This window comes from Bacillus sp. EA-CB0995 (assembly GCF_055814245.1).
This window is the reverse complement of the sequence record NZ_CP169269.1, coordinates 2,590,984-2,609,662: the sequence shown is the minus strand read 5'-3', so window position 1 is coordinate 2,609,662 and position 18,679 is coordinate 2,590,984. Positions and strand designations below refer to the sequence as shown.

The window sequence follows — 18,679 nt, the reverse complement described above, 5'->3', positions numbered from 1 at the left end:
TCAGCTCGTTTTTTCGTTTTGGAGTATTTGCTATTCTGAGGTTGATGGTGATGTGATGCTATCCCTAAAAGTCGCGACTTTATTTAAAGGCGATATTAAAAATATTCTTCAAATCCTGAAAGCATAAGTTGACCAAAACGGCCATCTTATGCTTCTTGTTACAACAATGTCGAATTTTACTACTCTAAGCGAATTAATTTGCGTGCTACCTCTAATAGGGGTAGCGTCAGGAAAATGCGGATTTACAACGCTAAGCCCATTTTCAAGACGATTCCCCTTCATAAAATCAATTTTTTAAAATTTCTATTTTCCGGAAAAAATTACAAAGCGTGAGAATTTTTTTGTTTGTTATAACGTATAATTTCACGTATTATTAAATTCTCTTTAAGGGGGAATGTCATTTCTAATTTTAAATACTGGCTATTTTGGGGGAATTTTAATTGCAAGCATAATTATGTGAAGGGTGGATTTCTAAATTTTTGTCGATAATTCGGTCTGAAAATTTAAACTGTTTGGATTTGAACAACCATAAAAAATAGTTTTGTTTTAATAACAATTTAAAACTAGATAGAGAGGTTGATGTATCTTGACTAGCCATTGGTTACATAAACAAAAGAATGGTTTGAAAAGAATTTCAAAAATATTTACCAAAAAGACACTATCATGTTTAGTTTTATCCGTAGGGATTTCATTGGGAGGAATACCATTAATAAGCAATTCAAGTGCATATGCAGATTCAAATTCGTGGGATTTTCAATACACAGGTAACGTTCAAAGTTTTACTGTTCCTTACACTGGAACATACAAGCTCGAAACTTGGGGTGCACAAGGCGGAAATGATACCGCGATCGTAACCACCACCTACCACCAAGGAGGTCTGGGTGGTTACGCAGAAGGAGAAGTCAGTTTAACCAAAGGCGAAACCATCTATGTCGTCGTCGGAGGACAAGGTGCAAATACTTTTGTTTCCCCAGCCCTAGTTGGCGGCTATAACGGTGGTGGAAACAGTAGGCACGGATCTGCTGGCGGTGGTGCTACCCATATCGCCACGGCGGATGGATTGCTTGCAAGTCTAAGTAATGACAAATCTGCCGTTTTAATAGTAGCTGGTGGCGGTGGCGGTGTAGATTTCGGCGGAAAGCGTGATATGGATGGAGGTTATGCTGGCGGTATTTCTGGCGGACCTTCGTATGGCAACAATAAAACGGCTACTCAAACAAATGGATACAGCTTCGGACAAGGGGAACCTATTTCCGTTCCATTTAATTCAGGTGCTGGTGGTGGCGGTTGGTATGGAGGCTATCATGGTGAAAACGAAAACACATATAGTTATGGTGGCGGTGGATCGAGTTATATTGGTGGGGTTTCCGATGGTGAGACCATTGAAGGAAACCAATCCATGCCTTCTCCATCTGGCGGGAAGGAAACAGGTAAAAGAGGGAGTGGATACGCAAGAATCACCTTTATCAAACTTGATGACACAACTTCACCTGTTACAACCGATAACGCACCAACAGGTTGGGTGAATAAAGATGTTACCGTTGACTTAACTGCAACTGATAATGATGGGGGTTCTGGTGTTGCTTCCACCTATTATCAACTAGATAATGGTTCCACACAGAGTGGAAATACAATCCAGATTTCTGATGAAGGAGTCCACACTCTAACCTATTGGAGCGTAGACAACGCTGGAAATGTAGAGACACAACATACCACTACTGTAAAAATTGACAAGACGGTACCTGTTACAACCGATAACGCACCAACAGATTGGGTGAATAAAGATGTTACCGTTGACTTAACTGCAACTGATAATGATGGGGGTTCTGGTGTTGCTTCCACCTATTATCAACTAGATAATGGTTCCACACAGAGTGGAAATGCAATCACGATTTCTGATGAAGGAGTCCACACTCTAACCTATTGGAGCGTAGACAACGCCGGAAATACCGAACAATTTAATACAAAAACAATTAAACTAGATAAGACAGCTCCTGTGCTAAACATCAGTTTAGACAAAACAACAATATGGCCGCCTAATCATAAAATGGTTCCGATTACAGCTACAATTAATGCTTCTGATGGTACTGGTACATCAGGAATCAATTCAGTAGTGTTAACATCCATTACCAGCAATGAAACACTTCAATCTGATGATATTCAGAATGCAAATTATAATAAACCTATTAGTGGATCCACTGACTCCTTTGAACTTCGTGCAGATAGACTGGGCAGTGGAAATGGACGTATATACACTGTGACATACACTGCTAAGGACAACACAGGGAATGTTACAACCAAAACAGCTACTGTAACGGTTCCTCATGATCAATCAAAATAAATTAAGTAGAAGGGTTCCTATCCTCTACCTCTCATACAACCTTAGATACCGTTCTTATTGGGGTCCCGCCCCATCGCTATCAAGTTAAGAAAATAGAAATATGAAAAAGTAAATTTTAATCTGACCAATATAAGTAATTCTCTTATTGTTATATATTTGTAATTTCCTGTTTAAGAATCCTTGCTGTAAAAGGATTCTTTTTTTGTTCCAAAAGGTACACCTTTAGATACATTTTTTACTTTCATGTATTTAGTGTTAAGTTAATCCCTCGAGTTATCTGTAAAAGTATACCTTTACAGATACATAGAAAACTATAAAAAACCACGTCTGTAAATATCGATTTCTCACTTTACAGACATCTTTTTATTTTATATATCTTTACAGACATAATTGGTATAATTACCAATTAGGTGTAGCATATGAAGCATAAAAAATTTGGATATGTCCGAGTTTCGAGTAAAGATCAAAACGAAGAACGCCAAATTCAGAATATGAAAGATTTAGGAATAGAAGATCGAGATATTTTCATTGATAAAGAATCTGGAAAAAATATGGAGCGAGAGAACTACCAAATGTTAAAACGTCTCGTTCGTACAGGGGATACCATTGTGTTTGATTCCTTAACAAGACTTGGAAGAAATATGAATGATACATTAGAAGAATTTAGATACTATGAAAAGCATAAAGTGAATTTACAATTTATAAAGGAACCGTATATTAACGTCAATTACACTGGTGAAAGTACAAATGACGTCATTCAGAGCGCAATTCAAAAAGCAACACTTACAATACTATCAGCCTTTGCAGAAAAAGAGCGAATCGATATTAAACAACGTCAAGCTGAAGGAATTGCTCTTGCCAGAAAACAAGGTAAACATTTAGGACGTCCTCCTGTCGAAATAACAGAAAAATTTATTGAAGCTTATAAGGAATGGAAATCCGGTTCAATTACAGCAGTAGGAGCTATGAAAAAGTATGACATCAAACGATCTTCATTTTATAAACTTGCCAAACAGTATGAGGAAAGAATGAAAGAATAGAGAGACAAAATTTTAATTTGTTAAGATAGTAATTGAGGTAGCACCAACATTCGTTAAAATGTGGGTGGGACCCCTTTAACAAAACCGGAGTGGAAATGATGAGTATAAATAGTTTTGTGGGATTGATAAAGGACGAATTATTAAAAGAGGTAAGCATAAGAAGTGAGGATGAATTCGAGCCTGTAGTAGTTAAAGATATTCCTAGACTTTGGAAGTGTTTAGGGACAGGTAATTATGCCGCAGTATTTATGCACAAAGAATACAAAGATTGGGTAGTGAAAGTTTACGTGCGAGAAGGAGAAGGAATTGAAAAAGAGTCAGAAGTATACCGAAGAATCGGAAATCATCCTTCTTATTCGAAGCTTATATATAAAGGAGAAAATTTCATAGTATTGAAACGTTTAAAAGAAATTACCTTATACGATGCTATTCATAAGGGGATTAAAATTCCTAAGCAGGTAATCCTTGATATCAATGAAGCTTTAGAGTATGCAAGGGAACAAGGATTAACTCCTTGTGATGTTCACGGGAAAAATGTGATGATGGAAAATGGAAGGGGATATGTAGTCGATGTATCTGATTTCTTAAAAACAAAAGAAGATAGTAAGTGGAGAGACCTAGAAAAGGCATATTTTACATTTTACTTGCCTTTCATTTATAAATTGCCTTTCCCTGTTAAAATACCGTATTTCATGTTAAACATTGTTAGACGTTCATATAGAAAATATAAGAAGCTTAAAAAGAAATTAAAATTGTAAAAGGACCACATACTTATCTTTAGGTTAGATAAGTGAACCACTAGTAAACAAAAGGACCGTACATTTTAGATATGTCTAATATGTACAGTCCTAATTTTATAACTTCATGAAGTAATCAGTAAGCTTTTCATTTTCTGTGGATGCTTCTAAACAGCTAGATAACTGGGCTAAAGAGGTTGTAGCGACATTTTGACTCATCCATATACATAAAGCGATTAAATCTTTTGCTTGGTATTTACTGGTTCGTTGTACGAAACCAACATCTCTAGCAAGATTTCGTAAGGTATTTGGAGATAAAAAGCTTTGAATCTCTTGAGCAAATAGTTGTAATTCATCAGATACAGAAATAGACATGCAAAAACGCCATCCTTTCCTATGATTCTACAGAAAGAATAACGTCTTTTGGGCTTTATGGGTAGTGTAAAACCTTAGTTTGATAGTGATGGGGTAGCACCAACAAAACGCGAATTTCGTACGCTAAGTAATTTCGTACGCTAAGTAATTTCGTCATGAAGAAAGCCGATGATTCCTACACTAAGGAATCATCGGTTTATTATATTTTTTTGCTATATAGTTGTTTAAAATGATACAAGCATGCTGAATCCTTGTGGGATATGTCAGAAAAACGCGGGTCTTCAACGTTAAACTAATTTCAGTTTAAAATAGTCAATTCCCTTAGTTAGTATTCTACTCTTCTACTAACTTCCTCAAATAAGGCAACCTTTAGCTAAACAAGATTTATTTTTCCATACTAATCACATACTCTTTTCAGGATAATAATTTCAGTATGTTGAAGGTTTAGAGATTGATTGCAATTTTTTCGAAGTTTTGCACCAAAATCACTTTTCTGATATTTAAAAAATCTTTTTTGTAAAACCATGTATTTTTTGGTGAGATTCTGTAGTGTTGATTATAAATTAATGAAAGTTCTGGTGTGAAAATTTGAAGACAAGTGAAGGGAGTAGATCTACTGATATCATGTATTGATTTAGAAGGGAATACCAGAGCAGTCAAGTGCTTTTCTAAGAAACTTTAATTTATAAACTAAAGAGGCATTATTCTAAAACAAATATGAAAGCGCTTAAAATTATTTTTATTTTCGGAAAATTTGTTTAATTACCTGTACAAATAATAAAAAGAGACAAAAAGGATCTATATAAGTCCAATTTAAAAATCCGGCATACGGAACAAGTATGATGGTGCAGCCACATTTCTGGATAAAAACTATTTTTTTGCAGGAGGAGCTAGAGCATTCACATGTAGAAGCGTCAGGCCCTTTAAGATGTCAGCTGTACGGTTACATGTTATGGATATTCGTATAAATGAGGAAATACCATTTTCACAGAAAATTTTTACCTGTGTTACATGTGTATATGAGACGAGTTTAGTCGTGCCGGAAAATTAAAATTATTTTATATGGATTAGAGGCTACTAAATTTTAATATGAGGTGATGATATGGAACAATTTTTGTCGGATCTATTGGGATTAACAAATGATTTTCTGTGGTCTAAATTGTTAATTATTATGCTTGTTGCTTGCGGAATTTATTTCACATTTAAATCGAAATTTGTACAGTTTCGAATGTTAAAGGAAATGATCCGTGTGTTAATGGAAGGGAAAGCTGGTTCTAAAGACGAAGTTTCTCCATTTCAAGCGTTCTGTATTGGTATGGCCGCTCGCGTTGGAACGGGAAATATCACAGGAATTGCGATTGCGATTGCATTAGGCGGTCCTGGAGCAGTATTCTGGATGTGGATTATTTCTATTATTAGCTCAGCATCCAGCTTTGTTGAAAGTACGTTAGCGCAAATATATAAAGTAAAAGATAAAAATGGTTTCCGCGGCGGTCCATCTTATTATATGGAAAAAGGATTGAACAAACGTTGGATGGGAGTATTATTCTCCATTTTAATTACGATTACTTTCGGTCTTGTATTCAATTCTGTCCAATCAAATACCGTTACACTTGCTTTTGAGAACTCATTCGGTACAGATCGTTTAACTGTAGGGATTATCATGGCAATTGCTTTCGCTGCGATTATCTTTGGCGGTGTGCAGCGTATTGCAAAAATGGCTGAATACAAGGTAATGTTCCTAGCAGTGTTATACATTGGTGTTGCGTTATTTGTTGTAGTTACGAATATAACAAAAATGCCGGAAGTTCTTTCTCTTATTGTTCAAAACGCATTTGGCTTTAAACAAATAGCGGGCGGTTCAATCGGCGCAGCGCTCATGAATGGAGTTAAACGTGGTTTATTCTCTAATGAAGCTGGTATGGGAAGTGCGCCAAACGTTGCCGCAACGGCAACAACAAGCCATCCGGTGAAACAAGGACTGATTCAAGCATTTGGCGTATTAACGGATACACTGATTATCTGTACAAGCACAGCATTTATTATTTTACTTTCTGATGCATACAAACAACCAGATCTAAATGGTATTGCACTTACACAAGCAGCATTAAGTGAACACATCGGTTCTTGGGCGTCAGGCTGCCTTGCTATCTTTGTTTTCCTATTTGGATTCGGTGCGTTAATTGGTAACTATTATTACGGAGAAACAAATATTCGATTCTTAAACAATAGTAAAGTATGGTTGATGGTATACCGAATAAGCGTATTAGCCATGATTGTATTCGGTTCTGTTGCAAAGATCCAATTTGTATGGGATTTAGCGGATTTATTTATGGGCTTTATGGTTATTATAAATTTAATTGCTATTACATTCCTATCAAAAACAGCCTTTGCTGCGTTACATGATTACATGAAACAGAAAAAGCTGGTAAAGATCCTATTTTTTATAAAGACAGCATTAAAGGAATTGAAAACGTTGAATGTTGGGAGCATTATCAGGATGCTTCAACTTCAGAAAAAGAAAAGTATGTAATAAGAAAGATATTCGGACTGCAATATGTCTGAATATCTTTCTTGGTTCTAGTGCAAAAAAATTGTTAACTAACAGATGCAAAATAGTAAAAGACCTTAATATATTGTAACTATATTAAGATCTTGAAAAGAGGGACCTGAAAAACAGCGAAAGTACTGGTCGATTCCTTTAAAACGATTTCTCAAACATCACAGGTCTATCAAGTGAATATATGCTTAGCTGCTTATATCGATAGAATAAGAAAAAACAGCTGTCTTTGATTTGGCCGCATTGAATTACCCTTGAGAGTAATATAGCTTATAATTGGTTAGGTTATATAAAACTTGAATGTGCTATTACCTATCAATCTATAAAGAAAGGTGACCGTCTTGACAGTGTTTTTTTGCACTTTTTTCTATTCTTTATAAATCTTTTAAAGAAAAATTTATACTATATAAAATTAATAGGACGGGGGAATATGGTTAAATGATAAAGGAGTATAGCGTTCAAGTTGAGAGTCAAAAGAAAGCTTGCTTAGATCAATGGATAGCACATTATCGATCCTATGCTGCTAAAGGACAAAACGTCAGTTATATTCCTGCTTTAGGAAAGATAAATTTATCGCAATTAGGTATTTGTATAGTAGAGCCAGATGGAACAATGATAAAGTCAGGGGATTGGGACGTACCTTTCACCTTACAAAGCATATCAAAAGTAATCGGCTTTATAGCGGCTTGTTTAAGCCGAGGTATTACTTATGTGTTAGAGCGGGTTGATGTAGAACCAACTGGAGATGCTTTCAACTCGATAATTCGTTTAGAGATGCATAAACCAGGAAAGCCGTTTAACCCTATGATTAATGCCGGAGCGATTTCGGTAGCTTCGCTTCTGCCAGGAACGTCGGCACAAGAAAAATTAGAAACTCTTTACGCATTAATCGAAAAAATGATAGGGAAGCGTCCCGTCATTAATGAAAAAGTGTTTCAATCTGAATGGCAAACAGCCCATCGAAATAGAGCTTTAGCACATTATTTAAAGGAGAATGGTTTTTTAGAATCGGATGTGGAGGAAGCACTAGAGGTTTACTTGAAACAATGTTCTATAGAAATAAATACAGAGGATATAGCTTTAATAGGACTCATACTTGCACATGATGGATATCATCCTATTCGTAAAGAACAAGTCCTACCTAAAGAGGTAGCTAGATTAACAAAAGCATTAATGCTCACTTGTGGAATGTACAATGCATCTGGTAAATTTGCTGCTTTCATCGGATTGCCAGCTAAAAGTGGGGTGTCCGGAGGGATTATGACACTCGTCCCCTCAAGGCTAAAGAGCGAACTACCGTTTTCAGATGGATGTGGTATTGGTATTTATGGACCAGCTATTGATGAATATGGGAATAGTTTACCAGGAGTTATGTTATTGAAACGTATTGCAAAAGAATGGGATTTAAGTATTTTCTAAAAAAACATCAAGGATGTTTTGGTGTCAGAACGAACACAAAAATGTTCAGACCGTATAATGTGTCTGAACATTTTTGCGTTACATAGTACCTTCCCATTTTAAAGTTGAAGAATATCGAGAATACGCGCAATCTTTGATTCTTCCGTTTATATCTGATACATAGTTTTTATAAAAAATAGAGTAAGTGTTGTATTAATGTCAACGGGTTTGTATACTGATTGTTAGTCAAAATTGGGAAGTGATAATCTTGAATCTCAGTAATTTAGTAAAAAAAGACATTTATATTCTGGTTCTGATGATATTTACAGTACCTTTAGCAGGTGAAATAAAGTTTTTCCCCTTTAATGAGACGTTTCGAATGAGCTTTGGTGCACCAACATTTTTCTTTTTTTGTTATTATTTCGGCGAATGCCAGCATTTTTACCGGGTTTTTTAACAGGAATGGTAGTTGTAGAATTTCGTATCCTGATAGACCTCATCACACAGGAAAATATGGATTGGATATCTTCTTTTCATATCCAATATCCTAGTTTTTTCTTTTATTTTACTTATTCTTGTCTCTTTTATTTAGCGAAAATCAAACGCTTTCATCACCAACCATTGATGATTGGGTTTATTGGCTTCATCATCGAAATATTATCGGACTGTGTGGAATTAATGATTCAATATTTCGTATTAAAAACAACTATTACACCAGAGGCACTATATGAGATAATCGTTGTCGCATTTTCCCACAGTTTTATAGTTATAAGCTTTTTCAATATGATGAAACTGTATGAAGCACAGTCGAGGGAGAGGCAAATTAAAAAACAAAATGAACACATGCTCATGCTCATTTCCAATTTATATGAAGATGCTGTTCACTTAAAAAAAACGTTGCAAGATGCTGAAAATATAACAAAAAAATCTTATGATTTATATAAAAGTTTAGACTCTTTAGAGAATGGTCAGATGAGCTTTCAGGTTCAGGATTTACGGCAGCATGCATTGAAAATCGCTGGTGAAGTCCATGAAATTAAAAAGGATAACCAACGTATTTTTGCTGGACTTTCAAAGCTGATTTCTGATGAAAGTTTTACTGATTATATGTCCATATATGAATTGGTAAACATCATCGTACGAGCAAACGAGAAATACGCCCGTTTACTAGAGAAAGACATCCAATTTGTGTACAAGATTGATGGTGTGCATCCTCACTATCATATTTACACAATTTTATCAATTATAAACAATATTGTTGCAAACGCTGTAGAAGCTATCCGAGATATGGGAACCATCACAATTGACATTAATAAAGAGCATGATTTGGTTGAATTTCGAATAGGAGATAACGGTCCTGGTATTTCCTCAAAGTATAAAGAGTCAATTTTCGAACCTGGGTTTACTTCTAAATATGATGACGCTGGTAACGCATCGACGGGTATCGGACTATCGTATGTAAAAGAAATGGTCGAACAACTTGAAGGTGATGTTACGTTTGAGGACAGACCCGAAGAGAAAGGATCGATTTTTATAATTAGATTAGGGATTGATCACATAATTGGGAAAGGGTGATTCTATGAATTTTTATGTAGTAGATGATGAGAAAGCGGTTCGCTTAATGTTAGCTCAAATTATCGAGGATGAAGATCTCGGGGAGGTTGTAGGAGAAGCTGAGAATGGCTCATTGGTAGATCAACAAATGCTAATCTTGAAAAATATAGACATTTTATTTATCGATTTGTTAATGCCGATTCAAGATGGAATAAAAACGATTCGTCAAATAAAACCGTCATTCAAAGGGAAAATCATCATGGTTTCTCAAGTAGAAACAAAAGAATTGATTGCTGAAGCGTATTCGCTTGGTGTTGAATACTTTATTATCAAACCGATTAACCGAATTGAAGTATTAGCAGTCGTTCAGAAAGTCATCGAACGAATCCAATTGGAAAAATCGATAAAAAACATTCACGAATCGCTCCATACGGTGCTTAAATTGGATATCTATCAAAGTCCGCAGGAAAAATACCTTAATGAAAAACATATAAGTACTTCCAGCCATTTTCGAAATTCCATTCATTTTCTACTATCCGAATTAGGGATAGCTACTGAAAGCGGAAGTAAAGATTTAATGGACATGTTGGATTATTTATATAAATATGAACAAGATAAAACGTTTGAAAAAGGTTTTCCCTCTCTAAGAGAGATTTTTATGAATTTAGCTCAAACAAAACTTGGAGAATCAATCGAAGAGGCCGAATTAAAAAGATCCATTGAAGCCTCCAAACAACGGATCCGGAGGGCAATTTACCAATCATTAAACCATTTAGCATCCCTTGGACTTACTGATTTTTTAAACCCGAAGTTTGAAAATTATGCTTCTAGGTTTTTTGATTTTACAATCGTAAGGAGAAAGATGACAGAATTGAATAATGAACCAACATTACCTACTCGTATCGATATGAAAAGATTTATTCAAGTTCTTTATTTTGAAGCGAAGCAGATACATTTGGAATTGCAATGACGAACTCTTACTTATTTATTCTTAATCTCAAATGATGGATTCGCGGATGCTTATTGGACTAGTTATTGTAGCTTTATAATAAAGATTGATAATTTGTAATAAAGTTTGATAAAAATCACCTCTTTAGTTATTCTTTGAGGTGATTTTTTTGTTGGATATTTATGTTAAAATGGGTTTGTGTAGTTACTTAACTAACTGACAGGTTATTTGAAGAAAAGTATTTTTTTCCTTATCTATGGAACAGGTCGATAAACTCTAAAACATCTCCTCTCCCTAATACCAAAGAGCCGTAAAACATAAAAATCATAGCTACGAAAATACTAGGCACCTAAATGAGTTTGATAATAAAAGAGAAGTCCTTATTGGATTTTAGCAGAAGGGATGGATGAAAATAGATATTAGGAAAATGCGATATTTCATAATGGTGGCAGAAGAATTGAATTTTAGTCGTGCAGCAGAACGTCTTAGGATGGCACAACCTCCTCTAAGCCAAGAAATTCGTAAATTAGAAGAAGAATTGGGAGTTCAACTTTTTCATCGAACAAAAAGAATGGTTGAACTTACGGATGCTGGGAAGATATTTTTAGAAGGATCCCAACAAACACTGTTTCAATTAGAAAGAGCCATAAAAGAAACACAACTTGCAGCTGAAGGGAAAATAGGGAACTTAATAATCGGTTTTGTCGATTCCACAGAAATCGTTATAGAAGTTCTTAATAAATTTCGAGAACGCTTTCCTAAAATCCATCTTATATTACGTGAAATGACAACGGAGCAGCAACTAAAAGCACTCTATGAGAAACGAATTCATATTGGGTTTATTCGTTCTAAACAGAACAACGAGATACTATCTTCTGAAGTTTGTTCTGAAGAATCTTTAAGATTGGTTTTACATCAAGATCACCCTTTCGCCTCATTACCCGAAATTCCACTCCAATTGTTAATTGATGAACCATTTATTTTGTTTCCGCGTCATTTGGGTCCAAATTTTTATGATTTAATTGTTAGCTACTTTTGGGATTATGGTGTAAGTTTAAATGTTGTTCAAGAAGCTATTCAAATGCAAACTATTGTTAATTTAGTTGCAACAGGAATGGGTGTTTCTGTCGTTCCATCGTCGGTGGAAAGTTATAAACGTCCTGGGGTTATCTATAAAAAAATCCAAGAGACTACACCAAAAGTAAATCTATATGTTGCATGGAGACAAGATGAAAAATCTACAGTAGTAGATCATTTCTTAACAGTTGTTAGAGAGGTGTATTCGATTTTACAACTTGATCACCAAGAATAAAATCCCATCCTGATGGGATGGGTAGTAAAATATTACAAAGGAAGAATTCTAATTTAACTTACGTTTTAAAGTAAGACTACAAAGATTTTGTATATATTTCTGGTTAAGTCACGTGCAAAAACTTAACCTGTTTTACTCGGATCGTACTCAACGAAACCTTCTAGTACTTTGTCAATCTGATTCATTATTTCAGTTTCCAGTTTGACACCAGAAGCGAACGCATTCTCTCTTACCTGTTCCGGGCTCGAGGCACCGATAATTGCTGAGGAAACATTCTGGTTTTGTAGTACCCAAGCTACTGCGAGTTGAGCGAGGGTAAGATCAATCTCTTGTGCGATGGGTTTGAGCTTCTGGATAGCAGTGAGCACATTGTCGTTCATCCAACGTTGTGCAAGATTATAAAAAAATGGTTTGCCAGCAGGAGAATTAGCACGTGATTGAGTTGGTACTGGTTTTTGGGGTTGATATTTTCCAGTGAGAACACCTTGTGCGAGAGGCGACCATATTACTTGCCCAAGTCCCTCACGTTGACAGGTTGGTATCACATCGGTTTCGATAACTCTCCACAACATTGAATACTGGGGTTGGCTAGCGATGAGCGGAATATTCAATTCCCGTGAAAGTGCTGCACCACGGGTGATTTGTTCTGCTGTCCACTCACTTACACCGATATAAAGCACTTTACCTTGTCTTACAAGATCTGCGAAAGCTAACATCGTTTCTTCAAGAGGAGTAGTTGGGTCAAATCTGTGCGCATAATAGACATCAATATAGTCGGTCTGTAACCGACGTAAAGATGCATTACAATTTTCTAGAATATGTTTTCGTGATAAACCTTTATCGTTTTGCCCATTCCCAGTCGGATGGCACACCTTTGTACATAGTTCAATGCTCTCCCGTCGTATACCTTGTAAAGACCGACCGAGTACTTCTTCAGCTTTAGTGTCTGAATAAACATCAGCAGTATCGAATGTTGTTATACCGACATCTAGTGCTGCTTTAACACACTCTTTTGCAGTATCCTCATCTACTTTACCCCCATGATTTATCCAGTTTCCGTATGCAATCTTGCTTATTGTTAATCCGCTATTGCCAAGTTTACTAAAATCCATTCTAGTTCCTCCTTTTAAAAGTGATATCTTCATTATAAAGACCATATTTTAATATGGATAATATCTTATTAATAATGAATTAATATAAAGTTTATATAAGACTACAGTGCCCTTCTGTGTACTCGGAAGTTTGCAAGGCTGTTGGGTATTACCACATCGCTATCAAGCTAATAATGGTGCCTATCTAGGTTGATTTGACATGCCCATTTTGTTTTTGTTCTTAAGTTGATGGGCATGTATGGATTTAAAATAAAGTTGCGATGTTTAAAATAAAGTCGCGACGTTTATAAAAATGTTACGATGCTCTACCCCTTTGGATATGGTAATCTAAAGGGGTGTTTTTATGGTGAAAAGGAAAGAACATCTGATTTTGAGTGACAATAAATTGTTCCGTTAAAGAGCAGGTTTGTTTAATAACATCAGTAACTTTATTCAGAAGTAAATGCTGTAAATAATGAAAATATAAAAAACTAGGCGGGAGAAACAATATCTAAATGATTAAAGGGAGGAAGAATTATGTCCAATAACGTAAGAGCAAGAAGAATAATTTTAGATTTAGCAGTTACTTTAGATGGTTTTATTGAAGGGAAAAATGGGGAAGTTGATTGGTGCATCATGGACTCTGAGATGGGGTTTATTAATTTCTTAAATCAAATTGATACTATTTTATATGGAAGAAAAAGCTACGATTTATGGGGACAATTTACTCCAGAAATTGAAGATACTGAAAAAGAAATTTGGGAATTAGTTCATAGTAAAGAAAAATATGTGTTTTCCAGAACACAAAAAGGAACTGATAATAAAGCAATATTCATAAATGATAATATTCTTGAAGAAGTAAATAAATTAAAGAATAAGCCTGGTAAAGACATCTGGTTATATGGTGGAGCAAGTCTTATTACAACTTTTATCAATTTAGGGCTTGTTGATGAATTTAGATTATCTGTTCACCCTGTTGTTTTGGGAGAAGGAAAACCGTTGTTTATTGATATAAAGCAGAGGTTGAATTTAAAAATGGTTAATACAAGAACGTTCTCCTCTGGCGTTGTGCAACTAATCTATCATTTGAATGGGAATTAATAATATTGCACATTCAAATGATAAAATACAATAAATATCATTAGGAAATACTCAATAGTAATTGTCACTTCTTCAACAATAAGGCGTGATTCTTGAATAACATAGGTAGAAAATAATCAGACTTTTTTATAAAAATCCAAACATAAATCTGATAAGGAAGAATCCATTTTGATTAATCTTTTTTCAAAATGGATTCTTCTTATTTATCGTAAAATAAGGGTTTGCGAGGGATTTTTGCTCAAACTTTATTTCAAAGCTACAGTTATTTATATGTTATATGGAAAAAATAAAAGTAATTTAGCTAAAAATATAACTAAATAGTTAGTTAAAGTAAAAAAAGATGCTAGATAGCATCTTTTTTTACTTTAAGAGGTATCATTACATACTTATATTATTTTTAATAACAGCTACTTGTTAGCTTGCAAACGCAAAGTAGAGGAGGTGAAGCAAAGCAAAAACGTTATGTGAACGTTTCTGAGACCTGAGATTCTATTCATCAAATAATTCGTGAGTTTTCATTGAAAAGAGAGAGCCCTTTGTTCAGCCCACATATATAATATATACATGGGATAACATTATAATGGTTTTTTTACATAATTGTGATACTATTTTCCTTTATAACAAAAAAGGACGTGACTTATAGTGATTAAAATTGAGATACCAACTCCAGACGTTACGATTACAGAGCGTAAGCAAGTAATAAAAGGTGATGAACCAAGAATAACTCCGATTAGCGGGTTTATTGATTTTCATTTAATTCCGAGAGATAAGGGCGGCATTTTTATGTTTTATAATATTAATGACGAGCTCTTATTCGTTGGAAAAGCACGTAAATTAAGACAAAGAATTAAAAAGCATTTTGAAGATACTGTTTCACCAATCAAAGCACATAGAGACGAAGTATATCGAATTGATGCATGTATCGTAGAAGATCCAATGGAAAGAGAAATTTACGAAACATATATTATTAATGAACTTCAAGCGAAATATAATGTAGATAAAGTATTTTTTAAATAAAAAGTTCTGTGAAAAATGACCTCGGTATTGCGCCGAGGTCATTTTAGTTGGGGCCTCTTAGTAGTACTTATATTTTATATGCCTTTTTACGACTTAGGTCTTGATAATAAAACAAAGATTAATAAAAATGTTCAGTATAGAGAAAAGATGTTGCTGAGTAAGCTAATCTAAGGTGAAGATTTGAATAAAAAGCATTTTAAGGAGAGAAGCGTGTGCGGATATTCCATGTAAGTGAAGAGAGCCACATTCAAGTATTTCAGCCCCGAATCCCTACTCGAACGGACTTAGATCCAACGAAAGGGCTTGTATGGGCAATAGATGATAAATGCTTACCTAACTTTTTGACGCCCAGAAATTGTCCACGTGTTTGCTATCATATTGGACCAAATACATCTGAAATCGACAAGCAAACATATATATCATCAAAATCATGTTCACATGTAGTAGTTATTGAAAACAAATGGTTTGAAACGATGAAAAATACGAAATTATACTTGTATGAATTTGATACAAAGCAATTCACACTTCAAGACGAGAATGCTGGCTATTATATAAGTGAAACAACACAAATTCCAATTGCCAAATTGGAATTTGTTGATTTATTTCAAGAACTGTTTAAACGTAATGTTGAATTACGTTTAGTAAATAATTTGTGGGATATTTGTGATGAAATTCAAAAAACAACATTTAATTGGTCAATGTGTAGAATGAGCTTTGCACAGCCAAGGTTTGATGAATAATTTGTAATTCGGCAAATTTTTATAGAAAACGTGAGAAACTTACCTGCAAAGTTAGGTATAATAATACTATTTGATACAAAGTTAAAGGATTTTAGAGTTAGAGAAGCAATCTATGTATAATCAAATAAATGAACAATTGTAATTATGTAAATGTAAAAAGATATGTAAAATAAGTATGTAAATATTTATTTTTATAAGGAGTAATACTATGGAAGATAAAAAGCATTATGTTTTAAAGTCATTTTCGACAAGAGCAACTTTTCAACAGGATATGACAGCAGAAGAAAGAACGGTCATGCAACAGCACATTGCTTATTGGGCAGACAAGGCTGAAAAGGGAATCGCCATTGTGTTCGGACCCGTTTTTGACCCCAAAGGCGGGTATGGGCTGGGAATTATTGAAGTAGAGGAAGAAGACCAAGTTCATGCTCTTATCAAAGACGACCCTGCTGTTAAATCAGGGTTACTAAAGACGGAGTTCTATTCAATGCGTGCGGTGCTTCCTAAATGGTGGCAGACGATTCGGAAATAATACATAATATTCTAAAAATGCGGATTAAGGGGACTTTTTAATGAGTTCCCTTAATTCATGGTATATCATCAACACTGTTCTTTAACAGAGCCTTTTATAAAAACTAAATTTAGATTTCTAATAAAAGAATCCATTTTGATTAATCTTTTTTCAAAATGGATTCTTTTGTTTTGGCTTAATTTGAGTGTTTTAGAAGTAGTTTTGAATGAATGTTATTTCACAACTACATTTTTGCAAGATTCAATTGCCAAGAAACACCATACTTATCTTGGACCCAACCAAATTTTGCACTCCAAGGATAATCAGTTAACGGCATTAATACCGCACCATCCTGAGATAACTTATTAAAAACTCGATCAATTTCTTCTTCTGTATCACAAGAGACATACAATGACATAGCAGGAGTAAATTGATGTACATCTTTATTGCTATTATCAATACACATAAATAGTTGTCCTTTTAATGAAAATGTAGCATGTAGTATTTTTCCCTCTTCAGCAGCTTCGTTCGCTCCATAACGAGAAATACTTATTATTTCTGATTGATCAAATATAGAAGTGTAATGTTTCATTGCCTCCTCGGCTGTTCCAGGGAACATTAAGAAGGTAGTAATTTTTTGATTTGAGATTTCCATTTTCTATTCACTCCTTTTATTAAATACAAAGAATTGTTCATTTTTACAAAACGAACATATATTCTTATCTATGCATTTATATTATCTTTATGGGTTCTTCATTGTCAATTGTTATCACTTTGCTTTCTAAATCACATTATTTTCATTTGGTATAAGAATCTATTAAAAACGAGTAACTTTACATAACTAAAAAAGTACAAACATATACTGGTACAAGCAAACTTGAAAGGAGACAATCATGAATTGGTTAGAAGCCTTTATCCTAGGAATTATTCAAGGTTTAACAGAGTTTTTACCAATTAGCAGTACCGGTCATTTGTATTTAGGAAGGCACCTTTTTGGCTTAGATGAGGCAGGGCTCTTTTTAGATACGATGCTTCACATAGGGACGTTAGTAGCAGTTTTTATTTACTATAAAAAAGAATTTCTCTATTTAATAAAAAATCCATTCTCAAAATTAACGTACTTATTGATTATTGGAACAATTCCTGCGGTTGTAATTGGTTTACTATTTAAAGATTTCTTTGAAGAGATTTCAAAAACAGGTATAACGATTGGATGGGAATTTTTAGTGACAGGTTTATTCTTATATATGGCAGAGAAACAAAAAAGCGGACGGAAGAAGATGGACAATATAACATATAAAGACGCATTTATTATTGGTTCGTTTCAAGCATTTGCTATTTTTCCAGCGATATCTCGTTCAGGCATGACAATCGTCGCAGCACTTTGGAGAAAATTAGATCGTGAAACAGCAGCCTATTTCTCATTTTTGTTATCAACACCTGCAATTGTTGGGGCAATTATTTTACAGTTAGTCGATGTTTTTCAAGGTAAAGCAGAAGCAATCTCTAACACGTCACTTATTGTTGGTACACTATCTGCAGCATTCTTTGGATATATTGCCGTCTCATGGATGATTCAATATTTAAAACATCATTCTTTAAAAACATTTGCGTATTATGTATGGGCTCTTGGACTTCTCATTCTTACCTTACAATTTACTGGTGTATTTTAAGGGAGGAGGAACATGAAAAAATATGAGGAAATGGTAAGGTTATTTTATGGGGGATTCTTTATGTTAGGTTTAGCAGGTGGAATGTTATTAGAAAAGCCTAACATCGGAATTTTTATTGGGATTGCTTGTGGATTATTTGCGCATGCGATTCTTGTTATGAAAAGTAAAGATGAATGAAATATCACTAGAAATTAAAATCCTGTATTAATATTATGATACAGGATTTTTAAATCCGTTATGTCCCATTGAGAGGTTTTAAAGTAGTAAAATTGATAGAGAA

Annotated in this window: 14 protein-coding genes and 4 pseudogenes; 15 read left to right on the top strand and 3 right to left on the bottom strand. The window is 34.5% G+C overall.

Annotation, left to right across the window (positions count from 1 at the left end; translation table 11 throughout):
* Window positions 1-586: 586 nt before the first annotated feature.
* The 3 genes from ACEWFJ_RS13565 to ACEWFJ_RS13555 all read left to right on the top strand — a co-directional run bounded on the left by ACEWFJ_RS13565 (window position 587) and on the right by ACEWFJ_RS13555 (window position 4,139).
* Window positions 587-2,341, top strand: coding sequence for a glycine rich domain-containing protein (locus ACEWFJ_RS13565; protein WP_473688903.1), 1,755 nt, complete (start codon window positions 587-589; stop codon window positions 2,339-2,341).
* A 419-nt stretch (window positions 2,342-2,760) separates the two neighbouring features.
* On the top strand, window positions 2,761-3,381 hold the full coding sequence (locus ACEWFJ_RS13560) for a recombinase family protein (RefSeq protein WP_230577000.1): 621 nt from the start codon (window positions 2,761-2,763) through the stop codon (window positions 3,379-3,381).
* A gap of 98 nt (window positions 3,382-3,479) precedes the next feature.
* On the top strand, window positions 3,480-4,139 hold the full coding sequence (locus ACEWFJ_RS13555; RefSeq protein WP_473692491.1) for a protein kinase family protein: 660 nt from the start codon (window positions 3,480-3,482) through the stop codon (window positions 4,137-4,139).
* 132 nt (window positions 4,140-4,271) lie between these two features.
* Here ACEWFJ_RS13555 and ACEWFJ_RS13550 read toward each other — a convergent pair.
* Window positions 4,272-4,493: pseudogene (locus ACEWFJ_RS13550) on the bottom strand (IS4 family transposase); the annotation flags it as partial.
* Between the two features lie 1,102 nt (window positions 4,494-5,595).
* On the opposite strand from ACEWFJ_RS13550, the pseudogene ACEWFJ_RS13545 reads away from it, so the two are divergent.
* From ACEWFJ_RS13545 to ACEWFJ_RS13525, 5 genes and pseudogenes are all read left to right on the top strand, one after another.
* A pseudogene (locus tag ACEWFJ_RS13545) lies at window positions 5,596-7,058 on the top strand (alanine/glycine:cation symporter family protein).
* A 433-nt stretch (window positions 7,059-7,491) separates the two neighbouring features.
* Window positions 7,492-8,472 carry a glutaminase gene (locus ACEWFJ_RS13540; protein ID WP_473688902.1) on the top strand — a complete coding sequence of 327 codons (981 nt, stop codon included), beginning with the start codon at window positions 7,492-7,494 and terminating at the stop codon, window positions 8,470-8,472.
* A 238-nt stretch (window positions 8,473-8,710) separates the two neighbouring features.
* Window positions 8,711-10,026 (top strand): annotated as a pseudogene (locus ACEWFJ_RS13535) (sensor histidine kinase).
* Window positions 10,027-10,030: 4 nt separating this feature from the next.
* A complete protein-coding gene (locus tag ACEWFJ_RS13530) occupies window positions 10,031-10,975 on the top strand; it encodes a response regulator (RefSeq protein ID WP_473688901.1) in 945 nt (314 codons plus the stop codon).
* 391 nt (window positions 10,976-11,366) lie between these two features.
* Window positions 11,367-12,266 (top strand): LysR substrate-binding domain-containing protein, encoded by a 900-nt coding sequence (locus ACEWFJ_RS13525; protein ID WP_473692489.1) that lies wholly within the window; start codon window positions 11,367-11,369, stop codon window positions 12,264-12,266.
* Between the two features lie 122 nt (window positions 12,267-12,388).
* On the opposite strand, the gene ACEWFJ_RS13520 is transcribed toward ACEWFJ_RS13525, so the two are convergent.
* Window positions 12,389-13,378, bottom strand: a complete 990-nt coding sequence (locus ACEWFJ_RS13520) for an aldo/keto reductase family protein (protein WP_473688900.1) — start codon at window positions 13,376-13,378, stop codon at window positions 12,389-12,391.
* 516 nt (window positions 13,379-13,894) lie between these two features.
* On the opposite strand from ACEWFJ_RS13520, the gene ACEWFJ_RS13515 reads away from it, so the two are divergent.
* The 5 genes and pseudogenes from ACEWFJ_RS13515 to ACEWFJ_RS13495 all read left to right on the top strand — a co-directional run bounded on the left by ACEWFJ_RS13515 (window position 13,895) and on the right by ACEWFJ_RS13495 (window position 16,747).
* Entirely contained in the window at window positions 13,895-14,458 is a 564-nt protein-coding gene (locus ACEWFJ_RS13515) for a dihydrofolate reductase family protein (protein WP_473688899.1), read from the top strand.
* Window positions 14,459-14,868: 410 nt separating this feature from the next.
* A pseudogene (locus ACEWFJ_RS13510) lies at window positions 14,869-15,012 on the top strand (Ger(x)C family spore germination protein); the annotation flags it as partial.
* Window positions 15,013-15,100: 88 nt separating this feature from the next.
* On the top strand, window positions 15,101-15,475 hold the full coding sequence (locus ACEWFJ_RS13505; RefSeq protein WP_473688898.1) for a nucleotide excision repair endonuclease: 375 nt from the start codon (window positions 15,101-15,103) through the stop codon (window positions 15,473-15,475).
* Between the two features lie 212 nt (window positions 15,476-15,687).
* Window positions 15,688-16,215 (top strand): DUF6886 family protein, encoded by a 528-nt coding sequence (locus ACEWFJ_RS13500; RefSeq protein ID WP_473688897.1) that lies wholly within the window; start codon window positions 15,688-15,690, stop codon window positions 16,213-16,215.
* A gap of 208 nt (window positions 16,216-16,423) precedes the next feature.
* On the top strand, window positions 16,424-16,747 hold the full coding sequence (locus tag ACEWFJ_RS13495) for a YciI family protein (protein WP_473688896.1): 324 nt from the start codon (window positions 16,424-16,426) through the stop codon (window positions 16,745-16,747).
* A gap of 223 nt (window positions 16,748-16,970) precedes the next feature.
* Here ACEWFJ_RS13495 and ACEWFJ_RS13490 read toward each other — a convergent pair whose 3' ends face one another.
* Window positions 16,971-17,381 carry a VOC family protein gene (locus ACEWFJ_RS13490; protein WP_473688895.1) on the bottom strand — a complete coding sequence of 137 codons (411 nt, stop codon included), beginning with the start codon at window positions 17,379-17,381 and terminating at the stop codon, window positions 16,971-16,973.
* Between the two features lie 238 nt (window positions 17,382-17,619).
* Here ACEWFJ_RS13490 and ACEWFJ_RS13485 point away from each other — a divergent pair, with 238 nt between their 5' ends.
* Window positions 17,620-18,399 carry an undecaprenyl-diphosphate phosphatase gene (locus tag ACEWFJ_RS13485; RefSeq protein WP_473688894.1) on the top strand — a complete coding sequence of 260 codons (780 nt, stop codon included), beginning with the start codon at window positions 17,620-17,622 and terminating at the stop codon, window positions 18,397-18,399.
* Between the two features lie 12 nt (window positions 18,400-18,411).
* A complete protein-coding gene (locus tag ACEWFJ_RS13480) occupies window positions 18,412-18,576 on the top strand; it encodes a hypothetical protein (RefSeq protein WP_176524732.1) in 165 nt (54 codons plus the stop codon).
* Window positions 18,577-18,679 lie beyond the last annotated feature (103 nt).